25 protein-coding genes are annotated in these 26,718 nt (G+C 72.5%); 15 read left to right on the top strand and 10 right to left on the bottom strand.

Translation table 11 applies throughout. From position 1 onward, the window contains the following. Window positions 1-347: 347 nt before the first annotated feature. A complete protein-coding gene (locus tag ABT232_RS11040; protein ID WP_351838874.1) occupies window positions 348-905 on the top strand; it encodes an SCO4402 family protein in 558 nt (185 codons plus the stop codon). 219 nt (window positions 906-1,124) lie between these two features. Here ABT232_RS11040 and ABT232_RS11035 read toward each other — a convergent pair whose 3' ends face one another. After that, window positions 1,125-1,658, bottom strand: a complete 534-nt coding sequence (locus tag ABT232_RS11035; protein WP_351838872.1) for a hypothetical protein — start codon at window positions 1,656-1,658, stop codon at window positions 1,125-1,127. Window positions 1,659-1,899: 241 nt separating this feature from the next. On the opposite strand from ABT232_RS11035, the gene ABT232_RS11030 reads away from it, so the two are divergent. Continuing rightward, on the top strand, window positions 1,900-2,256 hold the full coding sequence (locus tag ABT232_RS11030; protein WP_351838871.1) for a carboxymuconolactone decarboxylase: 357 nt from the start codon (window positions 1,900-1,902) through the stop codon (window positions 2,254-2,256). 203 nt (window positions 2,257-2,459) lie between these two features. Next, window positions 2,460-2,681: a hypothetical protein gene (locus ABT232_RS11025; protein WP_351838869.1), complete on the top strand. Its 222-nt coding sequence runs from the start codon at window positions 2,460-2,462 to the stop codon at window positions 2,679-2,681. Between the two features lie 228 nt (window positions 2,682-2,909). Here ABT232_RS11025 and ABT232_RS11020 read toward each other — a convergent pair whose 3' ends face one another. The 4 genes from ABT232_RS11020 to ABT232_RS11005 form a co-directional block, all read right to left on the bottom strand. Continuing rightward, window positions 2,910-3,392, bottom strand: a complete 483-nt coding sequence (locus tag ABT232_RS11020) for an MSMEG_6728 family protein (RefSeq protein ID WP_351838868.1) — start codon at window positions 3,390-3,392, stop codon at window positions 2,910-2,912. Between the two features lie 49 nt (window positions 3,393-3,441). Then, a complete protein-coding gene (locus tag ABT232_RS11015) occupies window positions 3,442-4,851 on the bottom strand; it encodes a phosphatase PAP2 family protein (protein ID WP_351838866.1) in 1,410 nt (469 codons plus the stop codon). Window positions 4,852-5,131: 280 nt separating this feature from the next. Continuing rightward, a complete protein-coding gene (locus tag ABT232_RS11010; protein WP_351838864.1) occupies window positions 5,132-6,325 on the bottom strand; it encodes an NAD(P)/FAD-dependent oxidoreductase in 1,194 nt (397 codons plus the stop codon). A 124-nt stretch (window positions 6,326-6,449) separates the two neighbouring features. Further along, entirely contained in the window at window positions 6,450-7,397 is a 948-nt protein-coding gene (locus tag ABT232_RS11005; protein ID WP_351838862.1) for an RNA polymerase sigma-70 factor, read from the bottom strand. A gap of 153 nt (window positions 7,398-7,550) precedes the next feature. On the opposite strand from ABT232_RS11005, the gene ABT232_RS11000 reads away from it, so the two are divergent. Further along, window positions 7,551-8,432, top strand: a complete 882-nt coding sequence (locus ABT232_RS11000) for a DUF72 domain-containing protein (protein WP_351838861.1) — start codon at window positions 7,551-7,553, stop codon at window positions 8,430-8,432. A 457-nt stretch (window positions 8,433-8,889) separates the two neighbouring features. Here the strand turns inward: ABT232_RS11000 and ABT232_RS10995 are convergent, their stop codons facing one another. After that, window positions 8,890-9,567 (bottom strand): hypothetical protein, encoded by a 678-nt coding sequence (locus ABT232_RS10995; protein WP_351838859.1) that lies wholly within the window; start codon window positions 9,565-9,567, stop codon window positions 8,890-8,892. Window positions 9,568-10,062: 495 nt separating this feature from the next. Between ABT232_RS10995 and ABT232_RS10990 the strand changes: the two genes are divergently transcribed. The 6 genes from ABT232_RS10990 (at window position 10,063) to ABT232_RS10965 (ending at window position 15,955) form a co-directional block, all read left to right on the top strand. Further along, on the top strand, window positions 10,063-10,278 hold the full coding sequence (locus ABT232_RS10990) for a hypothetical protein (protein ID WP_351838913.1): 216 nt from the start codon (window positions 10,063-10,065) through the stop codon (window positions 10,276-10,278). Window positions 10,279-10,507: 229 nt separating this feature from the next. After that, window positions 10,508-10,711: a cold-shock protein gene (locus tag ABT232_RS10985; protein WP_351838857.1), complete on the top strand. Its 204-nt coding sequence runs from the start codon at window positions 10,508-10,510 to the stop codon at window positions 10,709-10,711. A gap of 178 nt (window positions 10,712-10,889) precedes the next feature. Then, window positions 10,890-12,578, top strand: coding sequence for a DEAD/DEAH box helicase (locus tag ABT232_RS10980; RefSeq protein WP_351838856.1), 1,689 nt, complete (start codon window positions 10,890-10,892; stop codon window positions 12,576-12,578). A gap of 77 nt (window positions 12,579-12,655) precedes the next feature. Next, complete coding sequence (locus tag ABT232_RS10975) at window positions 12,656-12,943, top strand: CBS domain-containing protein (RefSeq protein WP_351838855.1); 288 nt, start codon at window positions 12,656-12,658, stop codon at window positions 12,941-12,943. Window positions 12,944-13,219: 276 nt separating this feature from the next. Beyond that, the gene (locus ABT232_RS10970) at window positions 13,220-13,492 is read left to right on the top strand and encodes an SCO5918 family protein (RefSeq protein ID WP_351838853.1); all 273 of its coding nucleotides are present in this window, start codon (window positions 13,220-13,222) and stop codon (window positions 13,490-13,492) included. A gap of 141 nt (window positions 13,493-13,633) precedes the next feature. Continuing rightward, window positions 13,634-15,955, top strand: coding sequence for an esterase-like activity of phytase family protein (locus ABT232_RS10965; RefSeq protein WP_351838852.1), 2,322 nt, complete (start codon window positions 13,634-13,636; stop codon window positions 15,953-15,955). 48 nt (window positions 15,956-16,003) lie between these two features. Here the strand turns inward: ABT232_RS10965 and ABT232_RS10960 are convergent, their stop codons facing one another. Continuing rightward, window positions 16,004-16,732 (bottom strand): flavodoxin family protein, encoded by a 729-nt coding sequence (locus ABT232_RS10960; protein ID WP_351838850.1) that lies wholly within the window; start codon window positions 16,730-16,732, stop codon window positions 16,004-16,006. A 501-nt stretch (window positions 16,733-17,233) separates the two neighbouring features. On the opposite strand from ABT232_RS10960, the gene ABT232_RS10955 reads away from it, so the two are divergent. From ABT232_RS10955 to ABT232_RS10940, 4 genes are all read left to right on the top strand, one after another. After that, the gene (locus tag ABT232_RS10955; protein ID WP_450871982.1) at window positions 17,234-18,106 is read left to right on the top strand and encodes an ABC transporter permease; all 873 of its coding nucleotides are present in this window, start codon (window positions 17,234-17,236) and stop codon (window positions 18,104-18,106) included. Between the two features lie 68 nt (window positions 18,107-18,174). Further along, window positions 18,175-19,230 (top strand): taurine ABC transporter substrate-binding protein, encoded by a 1,056-nt coding sequence (locus ABT232_RS10950; RefSeq protein WP_351838848.1) that lies wholly within the window; start codon window positions 18,175-18,177, stop codon window positions 19,228-19,230. Next, window positions 19,217-19,981: an ABC transporter ATP-binding protein gene (locus ABT232_RS10945; RefSeq protein ID WP_351838846.1), complete on the top strand. Its 765-nt coding sequence runs from the start codon at window positions 19,217-19,219 to the stop codon at window positions 19,979-19,981. Before ABT232_RS10950 ends, ABT232_RS10945 begins: the two co-directional genes overlap by 14 nt. A 54-nt stretch (window positions 19,982-20,035) precedes the next feature. Next, the gene (locus ABT232_RS10940; RefSeq protein ID WP_351838845.1) at window positions 20,036-20,929 is read left to right on the top strand and encodes a TauD/TfdA dioxygenase family protein; all 894 of its coding nucleotides are present in this window, start codon (window positions 20,036-20,038) and stop codon (window positions 20,927-20,929) included. Between the two features lie 97 nt (window positions 20,930-21,026). Here the strand turns inward: ABT232_RS10940 and ABT232_RS10935 are convergent, their stop codons facing one another. The 3 genes from ABT232_RS10935 to ABT232_RS10925 all read right to left on the bottom strand — a co-directional run bounded on the left by ABT232_RS10935 (window position 21,027) and on the right by ABT232_RS10925 (window position 25,297). Next, the gene (locus tag ABT232_RS10935; RefSeq protein WP_351838844.1) at window positions 21,027-21,707 is read right to left on the bottom strand and encodes a response regulator transcription factor; all 681 of its coding nucleotides are present in this window, start codon (window positions 21,705-21,707) and stop codon (window positions 21,027-21,029) included. Beyond that, window positions 21,704-22,975, bottom strand: a complete 1,272-nt coding sequence (locus ABT232_RS10930) for a sensor histidine kinase (RefSeq protein WP_351838909.1) — start codon at window positions 22,973-22,975, stop codon at window positions 21,704-21,706. Before ABT232_RS10930 ends, ABT232_RS10935 begins: the two co-directional genes overlap by 4 nt. Window positions 22,976-23,092: 117 nt before the next feature. Continuing rightward, a complete protein-coding gene (locus ABT232_RS10925; protein WP_351838842.1) occupies window positions 23,093-25,297 on the bottom strand; it encodes an MMPL family transporter in 2,205 nt (734 codons plus the stop codon). Window positions 25,298-25,736: 439 nt separating this feature from the next. Here ABT232_RS10925 and ABT232_RS10920 point away from each other — a divergent pair, with 439 nt between their 5' ends. After that, the gene (locus ABT232_RS10920) at window positions 25,737-26,711 is read left to right on the top strand and encodes a helix-turn-helix transcriptional regulator (protein WP_351838840.1); all 975 of its coding nucleotides are present in this window, start codon (window positions 25,737-25,739) and stop codon (window positions 26,709-26,711) included. Window positions 26,712-26,718: the final 7 nt, after the last annotated feature.

Raw genomic sequence — 26,718 nt, 5'->3', positions numbered from 1 at the left:
CATCATCGCACCTGGCTATCAGCGCTTGAGGTTCGTGCCACAACCGTGCCAGATGCAGGAGTCAGCCACGGTCAACACCAGCGACTCACGGTTGAGTACCCTCACGCTTCCTCGCCCGGTGAAACCGCAGCTCGGGAGCGAGATCACCCAGCCTCTCTCCTAAAGCGGGTGTCGCAGGTTCGAATCCTGCCGGGGGCAGAGAAAAGGACCAGCTCAGGAGGGGTTTCCTCCCGGACTGGCCCTTGTCGTTCCGGACGCCGTGCCCCAGGCGCGTCACCACATCCACGCGGAATCCGCATCACCTGGCCGGGGCCCCTCCCACCATCGCGGATCAAGGTCCCGAGGAGATGGGCGACGTCCCGGAATCAGCGCTGTTCCGCAAGCTGCCGCTACCCTCGGGACCCGTGAAAGAGGACAGCCGACGCCTAGCGAACTTCCGAGTCCACCTTGTCCCGGCAGTCCTGGCGCTGGCCAACCCTCCGTGGCAGCGGAACGTATGGATGGACCCGTCAGCGTTCGAGAACCTGGACCACATCTTCCACACGCTCTTCGACGACTTCTGCGACGCCGACAACCCCGAGAGCTACCTGGGCACCAGTCTGAGGACCCAGGAAGAGGTCGTCCTCATGCGGCAGCTCGGCGCCGCACTCAACGCGGCGATGGCCGACGCACCCAACGACACCGACGAGGAACACCTCGCCTCGCGAGCGTGGCCCAAGGTCGTGGCGATCGCCGGACGTCTCGCACAGGTCATGGTCGCGAACGATCTGAAGGAACTCGTCGCACTGCACGAATCCGAATCGGCAACCGATGACGTGCTGCCCCGCACGTCAGAAGCCGCACCACAAGCGCACCAGATCGAGCGGGGAACTGCGGGGAACCACGGCGAAGAGGAACCAGCCTGAAGAGACGTCAGGAGCACCGTTTGCCCAGTTCAGCGCCCTAGCTGGTTCCAACGTTCCGCAGCTTCCCAAGCTGAGAGCGCGAGTTCGATTCTCGTCACCCGCTCCACGAAGAGGGCCCAGGTCATCGACCCGGGCCTTTTTGCTGTGCATGGTGCTCTGCGCTTCGCGGCTCGGGGTCGTGACGGGTGCTCAACGCCTCAGCGAGCTTGCTGCCGGGCTCTAGAGCCGCCCCGTCCGCCAGATCGGGTCGTCCGGGGCGGGGCGTCCGTCGAGGCGCTGGAGGGGTTCTCCGGTGAGTGAGAGGTGCCGACGGGCGACGGCTATGAAGTGGCCCTGTGCGGCAACGACCCGCCCTCTGAGCTCCATCCAGTTCTCCTCGGGAGTCAGACCCCGCCGAATGGCGATGTGAAACCGCCAGATCTGCTCGTCGATGGCGTGCGCGGCTGCTGCGATGTCCCTGTCGGCAACGAGATTGACGCTGCCGAGGGCCTCGCCCCAAGGACGCCAGTCGACTGTCGTCGGGGCCAGCACGCCGTGAGGGATGTCGTCAGGACGGTTGCGGTCCATGTCGCTGAGGTCCACAAGCACTGAGGATGACTCCCGCAGTACGCGGACGCACGCCGCCGCCTGCTGTTCCCTGATCCAGTGGCGGTCTTGAGCTCTCCTGCTGACGACGCTCCCGACGAACACGCCGATCAGTGTGGTCACCACGGCCCCGAACGGAGCCGCCAGCAAGGCCGGCAACGACGTCATAGCAGTCATTCTGGCGACGAGGCGGTGGCTTGAACAGCGGCTCGTCCCAGCTCGCCGGCGACCACCTCCACCGGCCTCGGCCCATCGCCCGCACCCGGTGCGCGACTCGGTCCGGCGGTCCGGCTCGACGAGCGCCGCCACCTGGCGGTGCTTACGCTTGCACCAACCGCCGGGCTTCGAGGGGGGATTCCGCGTTCAGCGGGGTGCCTCGGCTCCCTACGGCACTGAAAGGCGGTCCGACATGGCCACCGCATCCGAGACACCCGTACTCGACACGCTCGCCGCCATGACCATCGACTCGCTCGAGCACTGCCACCTGGACAAGCGCTCGCTCATCCAGGCCCGCATCGCCGCACTCGTGGCCATGGACGCGCCCGCGATCTCCTACCTGGCCCACATCGACCCCGCCATGAAGTCCGACTTCACGATCGAGCAGTTGCAGGACCTGCTGGTCGCCATCGCGCCCGTCGTGGGAACAGCACGCGTGATGTCGGCCGCCGGCCACATCGCCGAGGCCTTCGGCGTCGCGCTCGCGCTGGTCGAGAGCGAAGCCGTCGCAATGGCCCAGGCCGAAGCCGAGACCCGCAGCGATTCCTAGAGCACTACGGTCCGGAAGTCACAGCCGGCCTGCGACGGGCACCGCCTGTAACGGAGGCCGGCCGGGTCGGGGAAGTCACCTCAGGTCGTTTTTTGGTTGGCATTGTGTTGAAGTGCCAGGTCAGAGGCGTGACGTGAAGGCGGGGTTCCGGATCTGTGCCCGTGGCCACAGCGGGCGGGAGACGTGGCGGGTCATACTGAGCCATGACAAAGCCTGCGGCACCCAAGCGTCACCTGCCCACCAGCCCCTTCAAGGCCCCGGTCGCACCGGCCCCGAAGCACTTCGCCATAGGCGATCAGGTCACCCACGACGTGTACGGCCTCGGCCGGGTGGTCGGTATCGAGGACGGGATCGCGGCGCTCGTGGATTTCGGCTCGGCACAGATGCGGATCTTGAGCCCGTACGCCAAGATGACCAAGCTGTAGGTTCTCGCCGTGCCCGCTCGCGGCACGCCAGGTTCCGTCCGGGACCTGTAAGGAAAGGCAGACCTCTCATCGACTCGACGTCGCTGTTCTCCGCCCTGGAAGGGCAACCCCGCCGTTCCACCGCAGTACCGCCGCCCCCGGCGACCAATCCGTTCCAGGACCCGGACTTCGGGGAGGACGAGAACTTCTCACCGGAGGACGACGCCCAGGCGGCCGCCTAGGGGTCGTTCAGGCGTCTTCCCCGGCCGATCCCCTGTCCGACTTCGGCCAGACGTAGGGCAGGTCGTCCGGGACGCCCGGGAACGGTTCCGCGTACGTGTCCGGGTCCTTGCGGAGCAGGGCCGAGCGGTGGCTGCGGTGGAAGGGCTCGTCCCCGAGCCACGGGGGCAGTTCGCCCGCGGCCGCCAGGTGCTGCTGGTCGCGGATCCGTGTGCCGGGGCGGAACGCCTCGAGGTCGGCGATGAGGGTGGTCGCGCACGTGTCCTTGCGGCCCTGCTGTGACCACACCTTGCAGATCTCCAGGCCGTAGCGGACCAGGGCCTCCTCGTACCCCGCCCACATGCGTACGGCCGGGTGCCGGCGCCAGCCGTAGCCGGGTACGACGAGGCCGCGGAGCACCTGAAGCGCCTCGACGCGCTGCTTGCCGAGCCGGCGCGTGTCCAGCACCAGTGCGCTGGCCCGGAAGTCGGGATACGGCAGGAACGTCTGCATGCCTCGCCCCTCTCGGTCACCCCGCCGGGTACCCCTGTGCGGGAGGGGCCTACGCGTCCGCCGTCGCCTGGGGCGCGGTCCGCGGCTCGGGGGTCCGTGCCGCGGGTACGGCGCCGGCGGTGAGGGCGGTCTCCCGGTCCCAGCGGCGGGTGGTGCGTACGTAGCCGTAGATCACCGAGGCCGTGGCCAGGAGCAGGAGCGGGCCCGCGAGCCAGGGGTGCCGGGCCATCTCCAGGGGCAGGTAGCGGTACGACGCCAGGAGCGCGGCGAACACCGTCGTGCCGTAGGCGACCAGCTGGATGCCGGAGCGGTCCCAGCCGCGGTCCAGGGAGCGCAGCGCCGCCTCGATGGTGAGGACGAAGACGACGCCGGCGATGAGGTCCGCGCCGTAGTGGTAGCCGAAGCCGAGGGTCGCGCAGAGGGTGGCGATCAGCCAGAACGTGCCCGCGTACCGCAGGACGCGAGGGGCCTTGCGGGTGTGGAGGAAGATCGCCGTCGCCCAGGCCGTGTGCAGGCTGGGCATGCAGTTGCGCGGCGTGAGGGTGTCGAAGGGTATGGGGTGCGGGGCGGTGAGCTGCGGCGGCGTCGTCGGCCAGATCTTGGCCACCGCCCACTGCTCGGTGGGCCACGCGTCCGCCCAGATGCTGACCGACGCCCAGTGTTCGGTGCCGGTGCCGTAGGCGAAGATCGGGCCGACCACCGGGTAGATCATGTAGATCGCCGGGCCGAGGAGGCCGATCATCAGGAAGCTGCGCACCAGGTGGTGGCGGGGGAAGCGGCGCTCGACCGCCACGTGGCGCAGCTGGTACAGGGCGACGATGACCGCGGCCACCGGCAGCTGGCCGTAGACGAAGTCCAGAGTGTTGAAGCCGATCGAGCCACTGGCCTCGACGAGCCGGCCCACCACCCATGACGGGTCGCCCAGCGCGTGATCGGCGGTCGCCACGTACGGGTCGAGCACGTCCGGGCGGGTCTTCGCGGTGATGAGCAGCCAGGTGTCGCCGGTCTTGCGGCCGGTGATGAGCAGCAGGCCCAGGCCCACGCCCTTCAGCAGCAGCGCGCGTTCCCGGCCGGTACGGCGGGTGACGGCGATGACCGCGCAGCCCAGCATCACCCACAGCGCGCCGTTGCCGAACGGGTGGCCGCCGGTGACCTCGGTGCCGGTCGCCCAGCGGACCAGCAGGAAGGCGAGGTCGACACCGATCGCGGTGGCGAGCGCGATGAGCCGCTGGCGCCAGGTGAGCACCACCATCATCAGCGCCATGCTGGCGTACAGCAGACCGCCTGATTTCGGCGGGAACAGCACCTCACGCGCCTGGTTGGTGACCGGTCCCGGCAGGCCGTAGTGGCGTGCGGCGCTCTCCAGCGCGACGAGGAATCCGAGCGTCACGACGCCCGCCGTGGCCCACAGCACGGTTCTTCCTGTTATTCGCGAAAACACCCGCGATGCGTGAGTCATCAATGATTTGACCGCTTTTTCGGTGAGTGGTGGGCGGATAGAGGCGGATAGGGGCGTTCGTCGCGAAGTTCGAACATGTTAGCGGAGTGGAAACGGCGGGCGACGGCATGGCGGAGACGAACGGCCCCCGGGGAAAAGTTCCGGGGGCCGTTCGGTGTCAGGGGTGGCGAGTGCGCGTCGAGTGAGGGCAAGGGGTGGGTGACCGGCGGGCGGGACCGGGCGGTCGCAGATGGTGTTCGGGGATCGGTTTCCCGGGTGGGCCGGCCGGCCTCCTGAGGGGTCAGGAGGTGGCCTCCGCCGGGGTGGCCGGCCGGGTCGGCCGCTGGACGACGCGGCGGCGGCGGGACGGCACGGGCAGCGGGTTGGCGACGCCCCAGGCCGCGCCCTTGCAGATCAGTTCCTTGTAGGTGGCGGCCAGGCGTCCCGTCAGGGCCGCGCGGACCGCGCGGTCGTCGGCGGTCACGTACTGGATCAGGCCTTCCTTGCGGCCCAGCGAGATGCACTGGTTGAAGTAGCGCAGCGGCACGTTCGGGAGCTTGCCGCCGGTCAGGCGGGCCGCGATGGCGTCGGCGGCCTGCCACGCGGTGGGGACGCCCGAGGCGCAGGACATCCGCAGCGGCTTGTCGCCGGGACCGGCCACCAGGGCCGCGTCGCCGATCGCGTACACGTCCGGGTGGGAGACCGAGCGCATGGTCCGGTCGACGACGATCTGGCCGGTGTCGGTGACGTCCAGCGCGGTGGCCCGCGCGATCGGGTGGACGGCGAAGCCGGTGGTCCACACGGTGACCGCGGCCGGGACCGACGTGCCGTCCGCGACGGTGACGTGGCCGGCCGCGACCTCGGTGACGGCGGTGTGCTCGTGGACGGTGATGCCGAGCTTGCCGAAGACCTTCCGCAGGTGCCGGCCGCCCTTGGGCGAGAGCCAGTCGCCGAGGCCGCCGCGCGCGACGAGGGCGACGTCGAGGTCCGGGCGGGACTCGGCGATCTCGGTCGCGGCCTCCAGGCCGGTGAGGCCGCCGCCGACCACCACCACGGGCTGCCCGGCGGCCAGGCCGGCCAGGCGTTCGCGCAGGCGCAGCGCTCCGGCGCGGCTCGCGACCTCGTGGGCGTGCTCGGCGGTGCCGGGGACGCCCTGGTCGTTCCAGCCGCTGCCGAGGGCGTACACGAGGGTGTCGTACTCCACCTCCCCGGCGCCCCGCTCGTCGACGACGGCCACGGTCCTGCGGTCGACGTCGACGCCGGTGACCTGCGCCAGCCGCAGTTCGACGCCGGTGTCCGCGAACATCTCGCGGAACGGGCGGGGCTTGAGGTCCTGGCCGGCGGCGAGCTGGTGCATCCGGACGCGTTCGACGAAGTCGGGTTCGGCGTTGACGACGGTGATGGCGACGTCCTCGCGGTGCAGTCGCCTGGCGAGGCGGCCGGCGGCGGTGGCTCCGGTGTATCCGGCCCCGAGAACGACGATGCGGTGCTGCATGTCCGTACTCCTGTCTCCAGCGGGTTCTTCAGCGGTTCTTCAGCGGGTTCGCCTCTTGAACCGGGCAGCCCTCGGATTCCTGACAGGAGTGCGATGTGAAGCAGGTCACATAGGTTCACATGGGTCAGAAGGCGCGGAGGACGGGCTCGCCGTGGCCGGAGTCCGCCGCCCACCGCCGGGTGGCGCGTTCCAGCTTGTCGGGGTTCACCTGGCTGCGGAACGCGGCGATGCCCGCGGCGGTGATCTCCAGGCACATCACCCCGACGACCCGGCCGTCGACGACCGCCACGACGGCGGGCTCGCCGTTGGCGGTCGTGGCGTACATCTCCGCCGTGCCCCCGACCAGCGCGCGCTTGGCCTTGCTGGGCCGGAACAGGCCCCGCATGAACTTCGCGACCGCGAGCGCGCCTTCGAAGGCCCGGGCGCGGGCCGGGACCTTCCCGCCGCCGTCGCCGATCGCGACGGCGTCCTGGGTGAGCAGCCGTACGAGCGGCTCGGTCCGGCCGCTGGCGGCGGCCGCGAGGAACTCCTCGACGATCCTGCGGGCGGTGGCCTGGTCGATCTCGGTGCGGGCCCTGCCGTCCGCGACGTGCTTCTTGGCGCGGTGGTAGATCTGCTGGCTGGCGGCCTCGGTGAGATCGAGGATCTCGGCGATCTCCCGGTGCGGGTAGGCGAACGCCTCCCGCAGGACGTACACCGCCCGCTCGTTGGGGGAGAGCCGCTCCAGCAGGACGAGGACGGCGTACGAGACCGACTCGCGCTGTTCGGCGGTGTCGGCCGGGCCGAGCATCGGGTCGCCGGGGAGCAGCGGTTCGGGCAGCCATGCGCCGACGTAGGTCTCGCGGCGGGCGCGGGCCGAGGTGAGCTGGGTGAGGCACAGGTTGGTGAGCACCTTGGTCAGCCACGCCTCGGGGACCTCGATGCGGTCGACGTCGGCGGCCTGCCAGCGCAGGAACGTCTCCTGCACGGCGTCCTCGGCCTCGCCGGCGGAGCCGAGGAGGCGGTACGCGATGGCTTCCAGGCGGGGCCTGGACGCCTCGAACCGGTCCACGTCGATCCTGGTGACGGCCATGACCCGGATCCTAGCCCGCGGGCCCGCCCCTGGCCCCCGAGTTGTCGTCCCTCGCCGGACGGCGGGCCCTGGCGGACGGCGGGCCTTGGCGGACGGCGGGCCTCGGCGGACGGCGGCAGGGGAGGCGGCGGGCGGCGCGGGTAACCGGAGGCCATGGCAGAGATCCTCGTGGGCACATGCTCGTGGACCGATCGCGCGCTGGTGGGCAGCGGTTGGTATCCCAAGGGGCGGCGGGACGCCGAGGGACGGTTACGGCACTACGCCGAACGGTTCCCGGTCGTCGAGGTCGACGCCGCGTACTACGCCTTGCCGAGCGAGCGCAACAGCCGGTTGTGGGTGGCGCGGACGCCGGACGGGTTCCAGTTCGACGTGAAGGCGTTCTCCCTGCTCACCGGGCATCCCACCCGTGCCGCGGTGATGCCGGACGGGCTGCCCGCCGACGCCCGTGACCCCGGAGTGCTGCGCGAGGTGTGGGCGCGGTTCTCGGCGGGGATCGCGCCGCTGCGGCGGGCCGGGCGGCTGGGCGGCGTGCTGTTCCAGTTCCCGCCCTGGTTCCGGCCCGGCGCGCGGTCCGAGGCGTTCCTGGCGGAGACCGCCCGGCGGACGCAAGGGTGGCCCGTCACCGTCGAGTTCCGGCATCCCGAGTGGTGGTGCGAGGAGCGGGCCGAGGCCACCCGCGGGCTGCTCGCGCGGTACGGCATGGCCGCCGTCGCCGTCGACATGAACCGGCACCTGCCCACCTCCGTCCCGCCCGTGCTTCCCGTCACCTCGCCGCGGCTGTCCGTCGTGCGGTTCCACGGACGCAGCACCGCCTGGGGCACCGGCAGCAAGGAGGACCGCTTCCGGCACACCTACGGCGACGACGAACTCGCCGAGTGGCTGCCGCGGTTGCGGTCCCTGGCCGATCGGGTCGAGCGGGTCCACGTGCTGTTCAACAACTGCTGCGGCGACGCCGCCGTACGGGCCGCCGAGGCGATGACACGGCTGCTGGGACAGCGGGCCGGGGCGGTGACGGCCGAGCGGCCGGGACGGTGACGGTGGGGGGGTGACAGCCGGGGCGGTGGCGGCCGAGGCCGTGACAGCCGGGGCCGTGACGCCCCAGGCCGTGACAGCCGAGGCGGTGACGACCGAGCGGCCGGGACGCCCCAGGCGGTGACAGCCGGGGCGGTGACGCCCGAGGCGGTGACAGCCGGGCGACGGTGACGCCCGAGGGGGGTGACAGCCGAGGACGTGACAGCCGGGCGGTGACGCCCGAGGCCGTGACGCCGCCGAGGTCGTGACAACCGAGGCCGTGACAGCCGAGGCGGTGACGACCGAGCGGCCGGGACGCCCCAGGCCGTGACAACCGAGGCCGTGACGCCCCAGGCCGTGACAACCGAGTCGGTGACACCCGAGGCCATGACGCCCGAGACGCTGACGCCCGAGGCCATGACGCCCGAGACGCTGACGCCCGAGGCCGTGGCGGCCGAGGCCGTGGCGCGGGGCGTGGCGTTCATGTTCCCGCGGTCAGCAGCAGGATTCGGTACGGGACAGCCGGAGAGGGCGGAGGAACGTCGTCCACGGGGTTCCGCCACCCCCACGACCTCAGCACCGCCACGGTCGCCCGGTCCCGGCGGTCCACCAGCGTGATGCCCAGCGCGGCGCCGTGGTCGGCGAGCAGCCGCCGCTGGAGGCGCCGGGCGAGGTTCCAGGCGCGGTTCTGGTACTCCTGGCGCACCCGGGGCGGGACGACGATCCCGGACACCACGAAGAGCCGCCCGGCGGCCGCGCGGCTCAGCACGCTGCCCGGCAGCGGGCCGTCGTAGCCCTCCCACCACGGGCCGGGGCCGCACACGGGGAAGCCGTAGGCGCAGCCGGTCAGGGTGGTGGTCTCCGCGATCAGCAGCGAGAACCCCGGCCGCCGCGCGTCGGCCGCGAGATGCCGCAGGAAGGCGGCGCGCGCCTGGTTCCAGGCCCAGGGTCCGCCGCCGGACACCTCCGCGAACAGATCGCCCAGCTCCTGGACGCGGTCCTCCACCTGGCCGCGCGACAGCGGGCGGACCCGCTCGCCCACCTGGGGCGACGATCCGCGCTCACGCGCCCGACGGCCCGGCGTGCGGGGGCGACCGACCTCGGCGGGCCGGAGCGTACCGGCGCTCGGGGTCGGCTCCACGGAGATGTACGCGGTCATCGGGCGGGCCCTGTCCCGGGCGCGGCCCTGATGCCTGTCCGGCGCGCCCGGCGTCGTCGATCGCCGAGAACGGCACCGGTGCCGGAGCCGGTGCGCGGCTTGCCCTCGGTGCCTCCACCGTACTCCGGGGCGGGCGCTCGACGGGGCGGCCGAAGGGCCCGGGCCGCGGCCGGCCACCGCCGTGCCGCACCGGCGCGGCTTAGCCTGGAAGGGAGGCGCCGGGCGAGCCGGCGGGCGGCGCGTGCTCTCCCCGCCCGTGCCTCCTCCGTCCGCCGGGAGGTCCGTATGGAGCACGAGCCCTTGCCGTCCGAAGCCCTCACGGACAGCCCCGTCGAGGCCCTCACCGAGACCACCGACGAGTCCCGTGCCGACGCCTCGGGCGGGACCCGTTCCGCCGCCTCCGGTTCCGAGGCCTCCGCCGCAGCGGTCGGCGGCGACGCCGGCGTCGACGCGCCGGTCGAGTCCCGTGTCGCCGGGACGCACGCCGAGGTCCGGATCGTCGCCGCGACGCCGGAGGCGGCCCGTCGCGTGGCCGAAGTGCTCCGCCACTGCTTCTCCTCGTCCGAGCAGCGCAGCTACCCGGCCGGCGACGAAGGAGGGACCCGGCTGCACCTCACCCTCGACACCGCGCACGCCGCCGAACCCGCGCGGTCCTGGCTCGCCGCCAGTGAATCGGTGGATCAGGACGGGGCACACACCGACGAGGTGTGATCTGCGACCGACAACTTTGCGGAAATAACCGTGGGACACGGTGAATATTCCCCAACCGGCGGGTGGATCTGGATTTTTTCACCCCGCACGGCCCGGCACGGCGTGCTACTGTCGATACCAGTTGCAGTTTTGGTTGCCAAAAGGTTCATTTCCCGACGGGCTGATCATCTCGGCGACACGGACTCCGCACAGTGTGGACTCCGAGCACCGTTCCCGAAGGAGAAAAACTATGGCCACCGGTACCGTGAAGTGGTTCAACGCCGAAAAGGGCTTCGGCTTCATCGCGCAGGACGGCGGCGGCCCCGACGTCTTCGCCCACTACTCGAACATCGCCACCCAGGGCTTCCGTGAGCTCCAGGAAGGCCAGAAGGTGACCTTCGACATCGCGCAGGGCCAGAAGGGCCCGACGGCCGAGAACATCGTTCCCGCCTGATCGCGCAGCGAAGCAAACTTCACAGCTGGGGCCCGCACCTTGGGGTGCGGGCCCTGGCTCGCTTCATTTCCAGGGCGATTCGACCCTGTGGTTTCCGGCCCGTTCTCGTGTTTCCCTGCGCTGTGTTCTCTCGCTGCGGAAATTCCTTGATACGTGCCCGCATCGAGGAAGGTTCCGCATGAACCGAGCACGCGCTCCCCGCTCCACCCGCACCGACCGCACCGGCGGTCGCGCCACCCGCACCTTCAGCCGTTCCGAGGGTTCCTCGGCCGGCCGCTCCGGCGGTCAGCGCCGCTACAAGGGCAGCACCGGCGGCAGCCGCCCGTCCGCGCCCCGCGGCGAGTTCGCGCTGCCGAAGACGATCACGCCGGGACTGCCCGCCGTCGAGTCGTTCGCCGAGCTGGCCATGCCGGCGCCGCTGCTGGCCGCGCTCGGCCAGGAGGGCGTGACCGTGCCCTTCCCCATCCAGGCGGCGACCCTGCCGAACTCCCTGGCCGGCCGTGACGTGCTCGGCCGCGGCCGGACCGGCTCGGGCAAGACCCTCGCCTTCGGACTCCCGGTGCTGGCCCGCACGGCGGGCAAGCGGGCCGAGCCGCGACAGCCGCTGGCCCTGGTCCTCGTCCCCACCCGTGAGCTCGCCCAGCAGGTCACCGACGCGCTCACCCCGTACGCCCGTGCCGTGCGGCTGCGGCTGGCCACGGTGGTCGGCGGCATGTCGATCGGCCGGCAGGCGAACGCGCTGCGCGCCGGGGCCGAGGTCGTCATCGCCACGCCCGGACGTCTCAAAGATCTCATCGACCGCGGCGACTGCCGCCTCCAGGACGTCGCCGTCACCGTCCTCGACGAGGCCGACCAGATGACCGACATGGGCTTCATGCCGCAGGTCACCGCGCTCCTCGACCAGGTGGGCGCCGGCGGCCAGCGGCTGCTCTTCTCGGCCACCCTCGACCGCAACGTCGACCTGCTGGTCCGCCGCTACCTCACCGACCCGGTGGTGCACTCCGTCGACCCGTCGGCCGGTGCCGTCACGACGATGGAGCACCACGTGCTCCACGTCCATGACGCGGACAAGCACCGCACGACCACCGAGATCGCGGCGCGGGACGGCCGAGTGATCATGTTCCTGGACACCAAGCACGCGGTGGACCGGCTGACCAAGCACCTGCTCGCCAGCGGCGTCCGCGCCGCCGCGCTGCACGGTGGCAGGTCCCAGCCGCAGCGCAACCGCACCCTGGCCCAGTTCAAGAGCGGTCAGGTGACGGTGCTGGTGGCGACCAACGTCGCGGCCCGCGGCATCCACGTCGACAACCTCGACCTGGTCGTCAACGTGGACCCGCCCAGCGACCACAAGGACTACCTGCACCGCGGCGGCCGTACCGCCCGGGCCGGCGAGTCCGGCAGCGTCGTCACCCTGGTGACCCCCGATCAGCGCCGTGGCATCAGCCGGCTGATGGCCGACGCCGGCATCACCCCGGTGATCACCTCGGTGCGCTCGGGCGAGGCGGAGCTGACCCGCATCACCGGCGCCCAGGCGCCGTCCGGCATCCCGGTCGTCATCCCCGCGCCCGCCGTGGAACGCCCCAAGCGGGCCGCGGGCAAGGGGTCCGGTTCGGGCTCCTCGGCGCGTGGACGCGGCCGACGCGGCGGCCAGGGCCGGTCCGCTCAGGGGCAGTCCACTCAGGGACAGTCCGGTCAGGGGCAGTTCACTCAGGGCCGGTCCGCTCAGGGGCAGTCCGGTCAGGGGCAGTCCGGTCAGGGGCAGTCCGCTCCGGGCCGGTCGGCGCAGGGGCGGTCGGCGCAGAGCCGGTCCGTGCCCCGGCAGTCCGCTCAGGGTCAGCCGGCGGCCAGGCGACGCGCCGCCGCGTGACGGGTCGGCGGTCCGCCCGGCCCGCACGCCCACAAGGCCCACTCATCCCGCAGGAGGCAGCATTGACACCGGTTCACATGCAGCATCGGCAGCACCGCGCCCCGCGCGACCGCCCGACCGCGGTAGGCCACCTGGACCCGGCCGGGCCCCGGGTCTCCGACGACATGACCGTCGAGGTGGCCCTGTCTCTCATGGCGGGTGCCCGCGTGGAGTACCTGCTCCTGTGCGACGGGGACGACGTGTGCACCGGCTCGGTCACCCGCGCCGAACTCGCCGCGCACCGCGACAGTTCCGCGTACACGGACCGGATGCGGCTGCGGGACGTCCTCGGCGGGCCGCTCCCGCGGATCCACGTCCCCAGCTGAACCGAGCGGCCGCTTCCCCGAGCGGCCGCTTCCGCGTGCGGCCGCTTCCCGCCGCGCGAGCCGCTTTCCCGCTCGACCGCTCCCCGTTCTGCTCGCTTTCCCCGTATTCCCGTATTCCCGTATTCCCCGCTGACCCGTATTCCCGTATCCCCGTATCCCCGTATTCTCCCGCGTTCGCATTACGCGCTCGGTGGTCTCCCGCATTTCCCCGCTCGACGGTCAGCCGCATTCCCCGCGTTCCCCGTTCTCCGCTCCCTCCTTCCCCAGTGAGGTGTCATGCGCTGTGTCATTGCCCGGTATCCGTTCGACCTGACCAAGCACGAAGTGGTCGCCGCGATGGCGGGCGTGACGCCCGAACTCGTCGTGGGAGAGTCGGTGACCATCGGCCGCCGCCGGTATCCGGTCAAGCAGGTCGGCGAAGTCATCACCCGCCAGGACCGCCGCGACTTCACCAGCGGGGAGGTCGTCCGAGCCATGACCCGCCTCGGCTTCACCTGCCACACCCACCCGGAGGTCACCGCGCCCCCGCCCCTGCCGGGAGCCTTCTAGGCGGTACGTGATCTTCGCCCGCTGTTCATCGTCCCGCCCGTCGGTCCTGGTTCGCGGGTGGGACGATCCGGCTCCGCCGCACACCGACGGCAGCGGACAGCGGACAGCGGACAGCGGACAGCGGAGAACACCGGAGGAACGATGCCGCCGAGGAGAACCCACGCCGCGCTCACGGCCCTGGCCGTGGTCACGGGCACCCTGGTGAGCGCGGGTGTGGCGAACGCGGGTCAGGACAAGGGCGCCGAGCACCGGCCCCAGCGGCCGGTCGCCTTCGAGCGCACCGCCACCTATCCGGTGTTCCAGAACCGTCCGGCCGGCGAGGACCCGGCCGCCCCGACGGTCGCGGAGATATCGGCGACCAGCGAGGACGGCCGCACCCTGGTCCACACGGACGCCGTCGCCAAGCGGATCGGCTTCCTCGACATCAGCGACCCCGACCGGCCCGAGGGCCTGGGCACGCTGTCCCTGGAGCGGCTGGGCGACGCCGATGACGAGCCGACGTCGGTGACCGTCGTCGGCCCGTACGTGCTGGTCGTCGTCGACACCAGCGCGAGTCACAGCAACCCCTCCGGCCGCCTCGACGTCATCTCGCTGCGGACCCGTGAGCGGGTGGCCAGCCATGAACTGGGCGGCCAGCCCGACTCGATCGCGCTCAGCAAGGACAAGCGGTACGCCGCCGTCGCCATCGAGAACGAGCGCGACGAGGAGGCCACCTTGGCCGGCGGTGCGGAGGGCGATCTGCCGCAGGCGCCCGCCGGGTTCGTGCGGATCGTCGATCTGAAGGGTGCCTCGCCCGCCGACTGGACGACGCGGAAGGTGCCGTTGACGAAGGCCGACGGTTCCGCGCTGCCCGCGCTCGTCGCCGCCGGCATCACCGAGCCGACCGACCCGGAACCGGAGTACGTCACCGTCAACGGCCGCGGTCAGCTCGCCGTGACGCTCCAGGAGAACAACGGCGTCGTCACCGTCGACCTGGCCTCGGGGCGGATCACCAAGGCGTTCAGCGCCGGTTCGGCCTCCGTCGACGGCGTCGACACCGTCGAGGACGGCGTGATCGACCAGAGCGGCTCCCTCGTCGACGTACCGCGTGAGCCGGACGCCGTCGGCTGGATCGACGACCGGTACCTGGCGACCGCCAACGAGGGCGACTGGAAGGGCGGTACCCGCGGCTGGTCCGTCTTCGACAGCCGTACGGGCGAGGTCGTCTGGGACGCCGGCAACAGCTACGAGCACATCGCCGCCCGCCACGGACTGCTCGACGACGACCGCTCCGAGAACAAGGGCACCGAGCCGGAGGGCCTGGCGATCGCCACGTACGACGGGGTGCGGTACGCCTTCGTCGGCTCGGAGCGCGGCAACTTCGTCGCCGTGTACGACATCGACGAGCCGACCGCGCCGGTGTTCCGGCAGGTGCTGCCCACCACCAACGGGCCCGAAGGGGTGCTGCCGGTCCCGTCGCGCGGACTGCTCGCGGTCTCCAGCGAGGAGGACGACGCCGACGCGGGCGTACGCGCCTCGGTGAGCCTGTTCCGGCTGGGCCGGGGCACGCCCTCCTTCCCCTCGATCGTCTCCTCCGACGACTCCACCGGCACCCCGATCGGCTGGGGCGCCCTCGGCGCCCTGTCGGCGGCACCGGGCCGCCCCGACCGGCTGTACTCGGTCACCGACGCGGCGTACGCCACCACCCGTGTCCTCACCGTCGACACCTCGCACCGCCCGGCTGTCATCGAGCGGGCGCTGACCGTCAAGGACGCCGACGGCAAGGCGACCGGCTACGACGCCGAGGGCGTCTTCGCCCGCCCGCGGGGCGGCTTCTGGCTGGCCGTCGAGGGCAGGACCGGCGCCGGCAACCAGCTGGTGCGGCTGGACCGGTCCGGTGTCACCCGGCAGGTCGTCCCGCTGCCGTCGGACGTCGCCGCGAGCCTCGGCGCACAGGGCTTCGAGGGTGTCACCGCCACCACCGGTGCCGACGGCCACGAGATCGTGTGGGCGGCCCTGCAGCGCCAGGCCAGGACCGATCCGGCAGGCGTCGTCCGCCTCGGCCGCTACGACGTCCGGGCCGGCACCTGGAGCTGGTACGGCTACCGGCTCGGCACCACCACCACGCCCGGCGACTGGATCGGCCTCTCCGAGATCACCGTGGTCGGAAACCGGCTGGCCGTCGTCGAACGCGACAAGCTGAACGGGCCGTCCGCCGCGGTCAAGCGCATCTACACGGTCCCGCTGCCCGCGTCCGCCGCCCCGGCCGGCACCCTCCCCGTCCTGCCGAAGACCCTCGCCCACGACGCGCTGCCCGACCTTCGCGCCACGAACGGCTGGACCCAGGAGAAGCTGGAGGGCCTCACCGTCGCCGGCGACGGCCACGTCTACGCCGTCACCGACAACGACGCCCTCAGCGACTCCACCGGCGAGACGGCCTTCCTGGACCTCGGCAGCCGCGGCGAGGTCCTCGGCCGGGGCTGACACCCGCCTGCCGTGTACCGCGGGCGCTCGTCCCGCGCCGCCGCCCCGTCAGCGGTGCTCCGGGTTGTGGGCGTCGGGGCGGCAGCCCGCGTCCCACGCGGTGCGCTGGTTGCCGTGGGCCGGGATGCCGCCGGAGCGCTTGAGGAGAGCGGCCAGGTGGAGGAGGTTCCAGGTCATGAAGGCGGTGTTGCGATTGGTGAAGTCGTTCTCCGGGCCGCCCGAACCGGGGTCGAGGTAGGAGGGGCCCGGGCCCGCCGCGCCGATCCAGCCCGCGTCGGCCTGGGGCGGGATGGTGTAGCCGAGGTGCTGGAGGCTGTAGAGGACGTTCATGGCGCAGTGCTTCACGCCGTCCTCGTTGCCGGTGATCAGACAGCCGCCGACGCGGCCGTAGTAGGCGTACTGGCCCTGTGCGTTGAGGACGCTGGAGCAGGCGTAGAGGCGTTCGATCACCTGCTTGGTCACCGAGCTGTTGTCGCCGAGCCAGATCGGCCCGCACAGCACCAGGATGTCGGCGGCCATCACCTGCTCGTACAGCCCCGGCCAGGCGTCGGTGGCGAAGCCGTGCTCGGTCATGTCCGGGTACACCCCGGGCGCGATGTCGTGGTCGACGGCCCGGATCAGGCCGGTGGTCACCCCCTGCCCGTCCATGATGGCGCGGCTCTTGTCGATCAGGCCCTGGGTGTGGCTGAGCTGCGGTGAGGGCTTGAGGGTGCAGTTGACGTAGAGGGCGGTGAGGTCGTCGAAGCGGTAGGCGGCCGGGGTGTCGGGGGTGGGCATGGGCGGTCCCTTCCGGGCGGGCGGCGGGTGGCGGGTGGGGCGCGGTGGGTGAGCGCCTTGTGCAGGGTCTCGCGCGGGTTCCGCTTTGTCCCGGTTCGACGCGCCTGCCCGTGCGCCGCCGCCCCGACCGACCGCCGACCGACCGCCGACCGCCCGCCCGACCGACCACCCGACCACCGGCGCCCTGACGCCATGGCCGTGTTCCATCACGTGGACCGCTGTTGGTGGCCGGCGCCGGCTGCTGTAGAAATGGGCCCCATGACTCACAAGCCCTTGGTGCGACGCCTGGTCATCGACCTGTGCCGGCGCCCGGCTTCGTGTTGTCGCTGAACCGCGTCCCGCTCGCGTGTCCCCGGTCCTTCTGACCGGCCGCCGCTGACGCCTGCCGCCGACCGGCGGCCCCTTCTCCCCTGTCGCACCTCCGGTGCTCTCCCCCAGGTCGTCCAGCCCCGCTGACCCGACCTCAGTCGCCCCTGTCCCGGCGCCCTTTGGAGGCCTGCCGTGTCCACGGCACCCCCGTCCCCTCACCCGACCCCGCACCCGACCCCGCACCCGACCCCGTACCCGTCCTCCGCGCGCTCCTCCGTGTGGCCGCGGGTACGCCAAGCAGGCCTGCCCGTCGGCTCGTTGCTGGTGTTCCTGCTGTTGTGGCAGCTCGTGGCGGCCGGCGGCACCTGGAGCGAGACGCTGGTCCCGCCGCCCGCGAAGGTATGGGACGCGTTCGTCGACGTGTCGTCCACGCACGACGGCGTACGGGGCTACAACGGGACCACCCTCGTCGAGCACCTGGGCATCAGCCTGCGGCGCATCGCGCTCGGCGCCGGGATCGGCATCGCCGCCGGTGTGCTGTTCGGGCTGCTGATGGGCACCGTCGGATGGCTGCGGTCGCTGTTCGAGCCGTGGATCACCTTCCTGCGGACGCTGCCGCCGCTGGCGTACTTCTCGCTGCTGGTCATCTGGCTGGGCATCGACGAGGAGCCGAAGGTGACGCTGCTCGCGGTGGCCGCCTTCCCGCCGGTGGCGGTGTCCGCGACGACCGCCGTGGCGGCCGTGCCGAAGCATCTGGTGGAGGCGGCCCGGGCGCTCGGCGCGTCGCGCTGGGCCGTCGTCAGGGACGTCGTCGTGCCGTCCGCGCTGCCCGAGACGCTCACCGGCGTCCGGCTGGCCGTCGGTGTCGCCTACTCCTCGCTGGTCGCCGCCGAACTGGTCAACGGGCTGCCCGGCATCGGCGGCATGGTCAAGGACGCCGCCAACTACAACAACACCCCGGTCGTGCTCGTCGGAATCATCGCCATCGGCATCTCCGGGCTGGTCATCGACGGGCTGCTGCTCCGGCTCGAACGGGCCGCCGTGCCGTGGCGCGGGCGCGAGTGACGCCGATCGCCCGCCACCGCCCGCACCCCGGCCCACCTTCTCCCCTCCCGCACAGAAACGGTTCCGCCATGTCCCCCTCCGCCGTTCACCGCCCCTCCCGCCGTCTGCTGCTCGCCGGTGCCCTCGCCGCCGTCGCCGGGGCCGTCACCGCCTGCTCCTCCGACAGTTCGGCGTCGGGCGGCGGCGGCTCGAAGCGGCTGCGCATCGGCTACTTCGCCTTCCCCAGCGGCGACCTGATCGTGAAGAACAGGCGGCTGCTGGAGAAGGCGCTGCCGGACCACACCATCACCTGGATCAAGTTCGACTCCGGCGCCGGCGTCAACCAGGCCTTCCTCGGCGGCTCCCTCGACATCGCCGCCCTCGGGTCCAGCCCGTTCGCCCGAGGTGTGTCCGGGTCCTCGCCCATCCCGTACAAGGTCGCCTGGATCCTCGACGTGGCGGGCGAGAACGAGGCGCTGGTGGCGCGCAAGGACACCGGGGTGACGGAGGTCGCCGGGCTCAAGGGCCGGAAGATCGCCACGCCGTTCGCCTCCACCTCGCACTACAGCCTGCTGGCGGCCCTGGACAGGGCCGGGCTGAGGGCGTCCGACGTGAAGCTGGTCGACCTCCAGCCGCAGGCGATCCTCGCCGCCTGGCAGCGCGGGGACATCGACGCCGCCTACGTCTGGCTGCCGACCCTCGACGAACTGCGCGCGACCGGCACCCAGCTCACCAGCAGCAAGGAGATCGGCGCCGGCGGCAAGCCGACGCTGGACCTGGCCGTCGTCTCGGACGAGCTGATCTCCAGGGACCCGGGGGCCATCGACACCTGGCGCGAGGTCCAGGCGGAGGCGCTGCGGCTGCTCAAGTCGGACCGGGCCGGCTCGGTCGAGGCGGTGGCGGCCGAGCTGGGCATCAGCGAGGCGGACGCCGAGGCGCAGCTGTCGCAGGGCGTCTTCCTCACCCCGGAGGAGGTCACCTCCGCCGACTGGCTCGGCACCGACGGCCGGCCCGGCGAGCTGCTGGCCTACGTCACCGACACCGGCCGGTTCCTGGCCGCCCAGAAGCAGATCGACGCCGCACCGGCCGAGGACGTCGTCCGCAAGGCCTTCTACCTGAAGGGGCTGCCCGATGTCCTCAAGTGAGAGCGCGGTCCGGCTCGACGGCGTGGCACACCGGTACGGGGGCGTCACCGCCGTCGGGCCCGTCGATCTGAGCGTCCCGGCCGGGGAGTTCCTGGTGCTGGTGGGTGCCTCCGGCTGCGGCAAGAGCACCCTGCTGCGGCTGATCGCCGGGTTCGAGCGGCCCTCGCACGGGTCGGTACGGGTGGCCGGGAGCGAGCCCCGGCCCGGTGCGACGGCCGGTGTGGTCTTCCAGTCGCCGCGGCTGTTCCCGTGGCGCACCGTGCGCGGCAACGTCGACCTGGCGCTGAAGTACGCCGGGGTGGAACGCGGCGAACGGGCCGCCCGGCGCGCGCGGTTGCTGAAGCGGGTCGGTCTCGCGGGCACCGAGGACCGCCGGACCTGGGAGATATCCGGAGGCCAGCGGCAGCGGGTCGCCATCGCGCGGGCGCTGGCCGCCGAGCGGCCCCTGCTGCTGCTCGACGAGCCGTTCGCGGCGCTGGACGCGCTCACCCGGGAACGGCTCCAGGAGGACGTCCGGCAGGTGGCCGCGCAGACCGGGCGGACCACGGTGTTCGTGACCCACTCCGCGGACGAGGCGGTGTTCCTCGGCTCCCGCATCGTGGTGCTGTCCAAGGGGCCCGGCACGGTGGCCCTGGACCTGCCGATCGACCTGCCGCGCGGTGACGTCGACGCGGAGGAGCTGCGCGAGTCGCGGGAGTACGCGGAGCTGCGCGCGCGGGTCGCGCACGCCGTGAAGACCGCGGCGGCCTGACCCACTTTTCCCCCCGTCGTTCATCCCTCATTTCTCCAAGGAAGGACATCCCTGATGAGCGTTCTCAGCGAGCGGCCCGCCGTGGCGGCCGGGCTCCCCCTGACCCCGCTCGGCCCGCACTTCGGCGCCGAGATCCGCGGCATCGACCTGGGCCGGCTCGACGACGGCCAGGTGCGCGCGCTGCGGGAGGCGCTCGTACGCCACAAGGTGCTCTTCGTCCGCGGCCAGGACGGCCTCGACGACGCCGCGCAGATCGAGTTCGGCAGGCGGCTCGGCGAGGTCACCGTCGGGCATCCGGTGCACGACTCCGGTGACGTGGCGCCCGAGGTGTACTCCCTGGACAGCCAGGACAACGGCTTCGCCGACGTGTGGCACACGGACGTGACGTTCGTACGGCGGCCGCCCGCGATCTCCGTGCTGCGGGCCGTGGTGCTGCCGCCCACCGGCGGCGACACCAACTGGGCCGACAGCCAGCTGGCCTACGAGTCGCTGTCGCCGGGGCTGCGGGCGTACGTCGACACGCTCACCGCCGTCCACGACGGCACCCGTGAGTTCGGCTACTACCTGGCGCAGCGCCGGCAGGGACGCGGCAACCTGTGGGAGGGCGAGGTGTTCACGGAGCTGACGCCGGTCGAGCACCCGGTGGTGCGGGTGCACCCGGAGAGCGGCCGCAAGGGGCTGTTCGTGAACCCCGGCTTCACCTCGCACATCGCCGGCGTCTCCGAGCACGAGAGCCGGGGCCTGCTGGACATCCTCTACGCCCATCTGACCAAGCCCGAGCACGTCGTGCGGCACCGCTGGCAGCCGGGCGACGTGGCCCTGTGGGACAACCGCAGCACCGCCCATTACGCCAACCGGGACTACGGCGACCAGCACCGCGTGATGCACCGGATCACGCTGCGCGGGGATGTGCCGGTCGGCCCGGACGCGGTCACCGCCGGACGCTGAGCCGCACCCGGCCCGCTCCCGGCCCCCGCCCGGCCCGCGCTCGGCCCGCTCCCGGCCCGCGCCCGACCCGCGCTCAGCCCGCGCCGGGCCCGCGTGGTCAGGGCGTGGGCGGAGCCGGCTGCACCAGGCCCGACTGGTAGGCGATGACGACCAGCTGGGCCCGGTCGCGGGCGCCGAGCTTGGTCATGGCGCGGTGGATGTGGGTGCGCACGGTGAGCGGGCTGAGGAAGAGGTCCTCGGCGATCTCGGTGTTGGACTTGCCCTCGGCGGCCAGGGCCATCACCTCGCGTTCGCGGCCGGTGAGTTCGCCGAGGCGTTCCGGGGGCGCGAGGTGGGTGCCGGGGGCCGGGGCGGTGAGGAAGCGGGTGATGAGGGAGCGCGTGGCGCCGGGGGAGAGGAGGGCGTCTCCGGAGGCCACCGTGCGGATGCCGGCCAGCAGGGTGTCGGCGGTCACGTCCTTGCCGAGGAAGCCGCTGGCGCCCGCGCGCAGGGCCTGGGCGACGTAGTCCTCGGTCTCGAAGGTGGTGAGGATGAGGACGCGGGTGGCGGACAGGGCGGGGTCGGCGCACAGGACGGAGGTGGCGGCGAGGCCGTCCGTGCCGGGCATCCGGATGTCCATGAGGACGACGTCCGGGTGGTGGGCGCGGGCCAGGTCGACCGCCTCGGCGCCGTCGGAGGCCTCGCCCGTCACCGTCATGTCGGGGCAGGAGTCGATCAGGATGCGGAAGGTGGCGCGCAGCAGCGCCTGGTCGTCGGCGAGGAGCACTCGGATCGTCATGGCGTGCCTTCTCCTTCGTTCGCTTCGTCCGGTCGCGGCGCGGGCACCGGCGGGTGCAGGGGCAGGGCCGTCCGCACCTCGAAGCCGCCCTCCGGGTGGGGTGCGGCGGACAGGTCGCCGCCCACCGAGTGGGCGCGTTCGCGCATGCCGGTCAGGCCGAAGCCGTGGCCCGGGGCGCGGGTCGTGGCGCGGGTCGGGGCGGCGGCGGCCGGGGTGCCGTCGTCGGTGACGCTGATCGTCAGGCGGGTGGCGGAGTAGGCGAGGCGGATGTGGGCGGCCCGCGCGGAGGCGTGTTTGCTGACATTGGTCAGGGCTTCCTGCACGATCCGGAAGGCGGTCAGGTCGACGCCCGGTGACAGGGGCCGGGGGACGCCCTCGGTGGTGACGGCGACGCGCAGTCCGGCGGACTGGTGGGCGGAGACCAGCTCGGGCAGCCGGGCGAGGCCGGGGGCCGGTTCGAGGGAGCCCGCGTCCGGGTCGTCCGGTTCGCGCAGCAGACCGACGGTGGCCTTGAGTTCGCGCAGCGCCGAGGAGGTGGTGCCGGCGAGGTCGTCGAGGATGCGCCGGGCCTGCTGGGGGTCGGTGCGGGCGAGGTGGGCGGCGGTGCCCGCCTGGGCGTTGGCGAGGGCGAGGTGGTGGGCGACGACGTCGTGCAGCTCGCGGGCGATGCGCATGCGTTCCTCGGCGACGCGCAGCCTGGCCTCCTCCTCGCGGGTGCGTTCGGCGTGCTCGGCGCGGGCCTGCACCGCCTGGAGGTAGGCGCGGCGCAGCCGTGTCATGTTGCCCGCGGCGAGCGGCAGCAGCAGCCAGAAGAACGGGCCGATGGTGCGCAGCAGCACCGAGAAGTGGCCCATGGTGTCGGAGAACGCGGCGGTGACCATCAGTCCGGCCATCACCGAGACGCCCCACACGCGGGTGGTCTTGTGGTCGGAGAGGGTGGCCAGCCAGTAGAGCGCGGCCATGAGGGGCGCCAGCAGCAGCGGGGTGAGCAGGTAGCCCAGCGCGATCGCGGTCATGGTGCACCCGGCGGTGACGACGACGGCGGTGCGCGGATGGCCCCGGTACTTGAGCAGGGCGAGGCAGGACAGGCCCATCAGGGCGGCGGCGGGTTTCTCGTGGTCGGGCGGGTCGGCGCCGGGCAGGCTGAGCCAGCTGCCGAGCAGCGCGCAGCCCATGAGCGCCGCGACCAGCGCCACGTCGACGGCGACGGGGTGGCGGTCGGCGTACTGCTCGAAGCGGTCGGTGTAGCGCTCCAGGCTGCTGCTCATCTCGGGTTTCTCCGGTGGGTGGGCTGCGTCCATCGTCGCCGTGGTGGCGGGCGGACGGCCGAGGGGACCGCCCGTGTCGTTGCTCACGGGCGGTCCCTGGGGAGGGGCGGGGTGGGTTCAGGTGCGCGCGGGCTCCGGGTCGGCGGCGGTCTCGGGGGTGGCGCCGGGGGTCGCGGGCCGCCGCAGCGCCTCGCCCTCGACGTCGACGCGGGGCAGGATGCGCTCCAGCCGGGCGGGCAGCCACCAGGCCTTGTCGCCGAGCAGGGCGAGGACGGCGGGCACGATCGCCATCCGGACGACGAAGGCGTCGAAGAGGACGGCGGTGGCCAGCCCGAAACCGATCATCTTGATCATGGAGTCGCTCTCGCCGACGAACCCGGCGAACACCGCGATCATGATCAGTGCGGCGGCCACCACCACCCGGGCGCTGTGCCGGAACCCGGAGACGACCGCCGCGCCGGGTGTCTCGCCGTGGACGTACGCCTCCCGCATCCGCGAGACGAGGAAGACCTCGTAGTCCATGGCGAGCCCGAAGACGATGCCGACCAGGAAGATCGGCATCAGGCTCATGATCGGGCCGGTCTGCTCCACGCCCAGCAGCTCCGCGCCGTGGCCCTGCTGGAAGACCACGACGACCGCGCCGAGGGAGGCCAGCACCGACAGCAGGAAGCCGAGCGCGGCCTTGAGCGGGACCAGCAGCGAGCGGAAGACCACCATCAGCAGCACGACCGCCAGGCCGACCACCACGATCAGATACGGCACCAGCGCGGCCTGCACCTTGTCGGCGATGTCGATGTTCATGGCGGTGGTGCCGGTGACCTCGTAGGTCGCCCCGGTCTCCGCCTCGGCGGCCGGCCGCTCCTCGCGGATGGTCTGAACGAGCCGCTTGGTCCGCTCGTCGGTCGGCGCGGTGGCGGGCACGGCGGAGAAGACCGCGGTGTCGCCCGCCTCGTTGAAGCGCGGCGGGGAGACGGAGACGACACCGTCGGTGGCCGCCATCCGCTCGGCTATGCCGGTGGCCGCGGCCCGCGGGTCGGCGTCGCCGCGGGCGTCCACGACGATCGTCAGCGGGCCGTTGAAGCCCGGTCCGAAGCCGTCGGCGAGCGCGTCGTAGGCGCGGCGTTCGGTGGTGGCGGTGGACTTGGCCTCGTCGCCGGGCATGCCCAGCTGGAGGCCGGTCACGGGCACCGCGAGCGCGCCGAGGCCGACCACGCCGAGCAGCAGCACGGGCAGCGGGCGGCGCAGCACGAACCGCGCCCAGCGGGTGCCGCCGTTGTCGGCGCCGGGCCGTGCGCCGGCGCGGCGGGCCCGGCGGGACAGCACGGCGTCGGGCCAGAAGCCGAGGAACGCCGGGACCAGGGTGAGCGCGATGAGGACGCCGACGACGACCGCGCCCGCGGCGGCCAGGCCCATCTTGGTGAGCATCGGGATGCCGACCACCGCGAGCCCGGCGAGCGCGATGACGACGGTGAGCCCGGCGAAGACGACCGCGGACCCGGCGGTGCCGACGGCGAGGCCGGTCGCCTCCTGCGGGGTGCGGCCCTCGGCGCGTTCCTCGCGATAGCGGGAGACGACGAACAGGGCGTAGTCGATGCCGACGGCGAGGCCCAGCATCATCGCCAGGGTGCCGGTCGTGGTGGACAGGCCGAGCGCGTCGGACAGCGCGAGGATGGTGGCCATGCTGACGCCGACGCCGATCACCGCGGTGAGCAGCGGCAGTCCGGCGGCGGCCAGCGAGCCGAAGGTGATGAGCAGGACGACGGCGGCCACCGAGACGCCGATCAGCTCGGCCGCGCCGCCCGGTCCGGTCTCGGCGGCCAGCGCGGTGCCGCCGGCCTCGACCCTCAGCCCGGAGTCGCGGGCGTCCTCCAGGGCGCGCTCCAGGTGTTCGCGGCTCGTGTCGGTGAGGTCGCTCGCGCCGACCCGGTAGGTGACGGTGGTGTAGGCCGTCCTGCCGTCCCGGCTGACCGCCTTCGCCCGGTACGGGTCGACGGCGCCCGCGACCTGGCTGCCGTCGGCCAGTTCGGTCACGGCCCGTTCGACGGCCTCGCGGTGCCCGGCGGCGGTCACCTTCTCGCCGTCCGGCGCGACGAAGACGACCCGGGCGGTCGCGCTGTCGGCGGTGGCTCCGGGGAAGCGCTCCTCCATCAGGTCGAACGCCTGCTGGGACTCGATGCCCGGCATGGAGAACTCCTCGTCGGCGGCGCCCGGGGCCTTCAGGGCGCCCAGTCCGACGGCGGCCAGGACCGCCGCCCACATCAGGGCGACGTACCAGCGTCGCCGGAAGGCCAGACGGCCCGTTCGGTACAGGAATTCAGCCACGGCAGGAGGTCTCCCCATCAGACGCCGACTCTCGGATGCCGACTCGCAGATGCCGACTCTCCGTCCAGGCTCTCCGGCAGGGCCCTGTCCTGTCGTCGTGCGCCTGCCGACAATCCGCGCTACTGAATCCGCAGTACGGAGGCGCCGGCGGGTCGGCCCCGGGGAGGACGGCCGCCGCGGACGGCTCCGCCTGAGGTCTGCCCCCCGGGAGTACGGCGGGGCGCCGGAGCGGCGGCCGACACCGGGTCAGGACGCAATGGGCCTGGGACGGTTGCGTCCATCCGATCTCTCTTCTCACGCCCCTGACCTGCGGCGAGAGTAGTTCTCACCACCGGGCGACACATCCGCCGCACGGCCTCACAGCTGCACCTGCAGGGCAGCTGTCCAGGTCGAGGACGTGCCTTTCGCCCGCTCGCCTTCCATGCCGCAGGAGCAGTCCATGAAGCTGAGCAACGCCGTCCGCCGTACCTCCGCCGCCCTCGCCGTGGGCGCGATGACCCTCGGTCTGGTCGCCGTGACCGGTGAGGTCGCCCACGCCGCCGCGCAGTGCACCGGCGATGTGTCGGTCTACGGCACGCTGGCCGACGGCCGGCTGACCTACACCCAGATCGCGCCGAACACCGGCGACCGTGTGAAGACCCTCGTCGGCCCCGACCTCGGCTTCGAGCCGAAGGCGATGGCGACCCTCAACTTCAACACGATCCTGGTCACCTCGACCGCCGGTGACCTGTACCGGGTGGACGTCCAGACCAACAACACCAGCCTGGCCCTGGCGAACGCTCCGGTGAAGATCCGTGACCGGCTGGCGGTGCTCACCCGGGAGGTCACGGAGGAGTTCCTGGCCTTCGCGCCGGGCGGGCCGCAGACCGCGGAGAACATGGCCGCGTTCCGGCCGCTCAACCAGGATCTGCTGGTCCGCGGGGTGCGGATGCGCACCCTCTACCTCGACAGTGTGCGCAGCCACCGCCCGACGGTCGAGCACGCCACCTGGCTGGCCGGGCTCGGCGGTCAGGTGCGCACGGTGCCGTCCCTGCCGACCCGCATGATCCTGATGGACCGGCGGGTGGCCATGATCTCGGTGAGCAGCGACGACACGGCGGCGGGCGCGGTCCTGCTCACCGGCCAGGGCACGCTCACGCTGCTGTACGCCCTGTTCGAGACCACCTGGGAGTCCGCCCAGCCGCTCGGCGAGGTGGTCCCGGTCGATCCGCACGGGCTCACGGCCCAGCAGACGACCGCGCTGCGGCTGCTCGCGGAGGGGCACACCGACGAGGCGATCGCCAAGCGGCTCGGTGTCTCGCACCGCACGGCCCGGCGGATCGCGTCCGAGCTGATGGACCGTCTGGACGCCCGCAGCCGCTTCGAGGCGGGTGTCCGCGCGGTGCAGCGGGGCTGGCTCCCGGTCGGCGGCTGACGCCGTA

Origin of the sequence: Streptomyces sp. NPDC001532 (assembly GCF_040298625.1) — a bacterium.
Classification (GTDB): Bacteria; Actinomycetota; Actinomycetes; order Streptomycetales; family Streptomycetaceae; genus Streptomyces.
Note: the sequence above shows the minus strand (reverse complement) of the source record. Positions and strands in the feature narration are given on the sequence as shown.

What these genes read in the sequence shown, in the direction of transcription:
- ABT232_RS11040 (WP_351838874.1), top strand. Translation starts at nt 348, where the DNA reads ATGGGCGACGTCCCGGAATCAGCGCTGTTCCGCAAGCTGCCGCTACCC.
- ABT232_RS11035 (WP_351838872.1), bottom strand. Translation starts at nt 1,658, where the DNA reads ATGACGTCGTTGCCGGCCTTGCTGGCGGCTCCGTTCGGGGCCGTGGTG.
- ABT232_RS11030 (WP_351838871.1), top strand. Translation starts at nt 1,900, where the DNA reads ATGGCCACCGCATCCGAGACACCCGTACTCGACACGCTCGCCGCCATG.
- ABT232_RS11025 (WP_351838869.1), top strand. Translation starts at nt 2,460, where the DNA reads ATGACAAAGCCTGCGGCACCCAAGCGTCACCTGCCCACCAGCCCCTTC.
- ABT232_RS11020 (WP_351838868.1), bottom strand. Translation starts at nt 3,392, where the DNA reads ATGCAGACGTTCCTGCCGTATCCCGACTTCCGGGCCAGCGCACTGGTG.
- ABT232_RS11015 (WP_351838866.1), bottom strand. Translation starts at nt 4,851, where the DNA reads ATGACTCACGCATCGCGGGTGTTTTCGCGAATAACAGGAAGAACCGTG.
- ABT232_RS11010 (WP_351838864.1), bottom strand. Translation starts at nt 6,325, where the DNA reads ATGCAGCACCGCATCGTCGTTCTCGGGGCCGGATACACCGGAGCCACC.
- ABT232_RS11005 (WP_351838862.1), bottom strand. Translation starts at nt 7,397, where the DNA reads ATGGCCGTCACCAGGATCGACGTGGACCGGTTCGAGGCGTCCAGGCCC.
- ABT232_RS11000 (WP_351838861.1), top strand. Translation starts at nt 7,551, where the DNA reads ATGGCAGAGATCCTCGTGGGCACATGCTCGTGGACCGATCGCGCGCTG.
- ABT232_RS10995 (WP_351838859.1), bottom strand. Translation starts at nt 9,567, where the DNA reads ATGACCGCGTACATCTCCGTGGAGCCGACCCCGAGCGCCGGTACGCTC.
- ABT232_RS10985 (WP_351838857.1), top strand. Translation starts at nt 10,508, where the DNA reads ATGGCCACCGGTACCGTGAAGTGGTTCAACGCCGAAAAGGGCTTCGGC.
- ABT232_RS10980 (WP_351838856.1), top strand. Translation starts at nt 10,890, where the DNA reads ATGAACCGAGCACGCGCTCCCCGCTCCACCCGCACCGACCGCACCGGC.
- ABT232_RS10975 (WP_351838855.1), top strand. Translation starts at nt 12,656, where the DNA reads ATGCAGCATCGGCAGCACCGCGCCCCGCGCGACCGCCCGACCGCGGTA.
- ABT232_RS10970 (WP_351838853.1), top strand. Translation starts at nt 13,220, where the DNA reads ATGCGCTGTGTCATTGCCCGGTATCCGTTCGACCTGACCAAGCACGAA.
- ABT232_RS10965 (WP_351838852.1), top strand. Translation starts at nt 13,634, where the DNA reads ATGCCGCCGAGGAGAACCCACGCCGCGCTCACGGCCCTGGCCGTGGTC.
- ABT232_RS10960 (WP_351838850.1), bottom strand. Translation starts at nt 16,732, where the DNA reads ATGCCCACCCCCGACACCCCGGCCGCCTACCGCTTCGACGACCTCACC.
- ABT232_RS10950 (WP_351838848.1), top strand. Translation starts at nt 18,175, where the DNA reads ATGTCCCCCTCCGCCGTTCACCGCCCCTCCCGCCGTCTGCTGCTCGCC.
- ABT232_RS10945 (WP_351838846.1), top strand. Translation starts at nt 19,217, where the DNA reads ATGTCCTCAAGTGAGAGCGCGGTCCGGCTCGACGGCGTGGCACACCGG.
- ABT232_RS10940 (WP_351838845.1), top strand. Translation starts at nt 20,036, where the DNA reads ATGAGCGTTCTCAGCGAGCGGCCCGCCGTGGCGGCCGGGCTCCCCCTG.
- ABT232_RS10935 (WP_351838844.1), bottom strand. Translation starts at nt 21,707, where the DNA reads ATGACGATCCGAGTGCTCCTCGCCGACGACCAGGCGCTGCTGCGCGCC.
- ABT232_RS10930 (WP_351838909.1), bottom strand. Translation starts at nt 22,975, where the DNA reads ATGAGCAGCAGCCTGGAGCGCTACACCGACCGCTTCGAGCAGTACGCC.
- ABT232_RS10920 (WP_351838840.1), top strand. Translation starts at nt 25,737, where the DNA reads ATGAAGCTGAGCAACGCCGTCCGCCGTACCTCCGCCGCCCTCGCCGTG.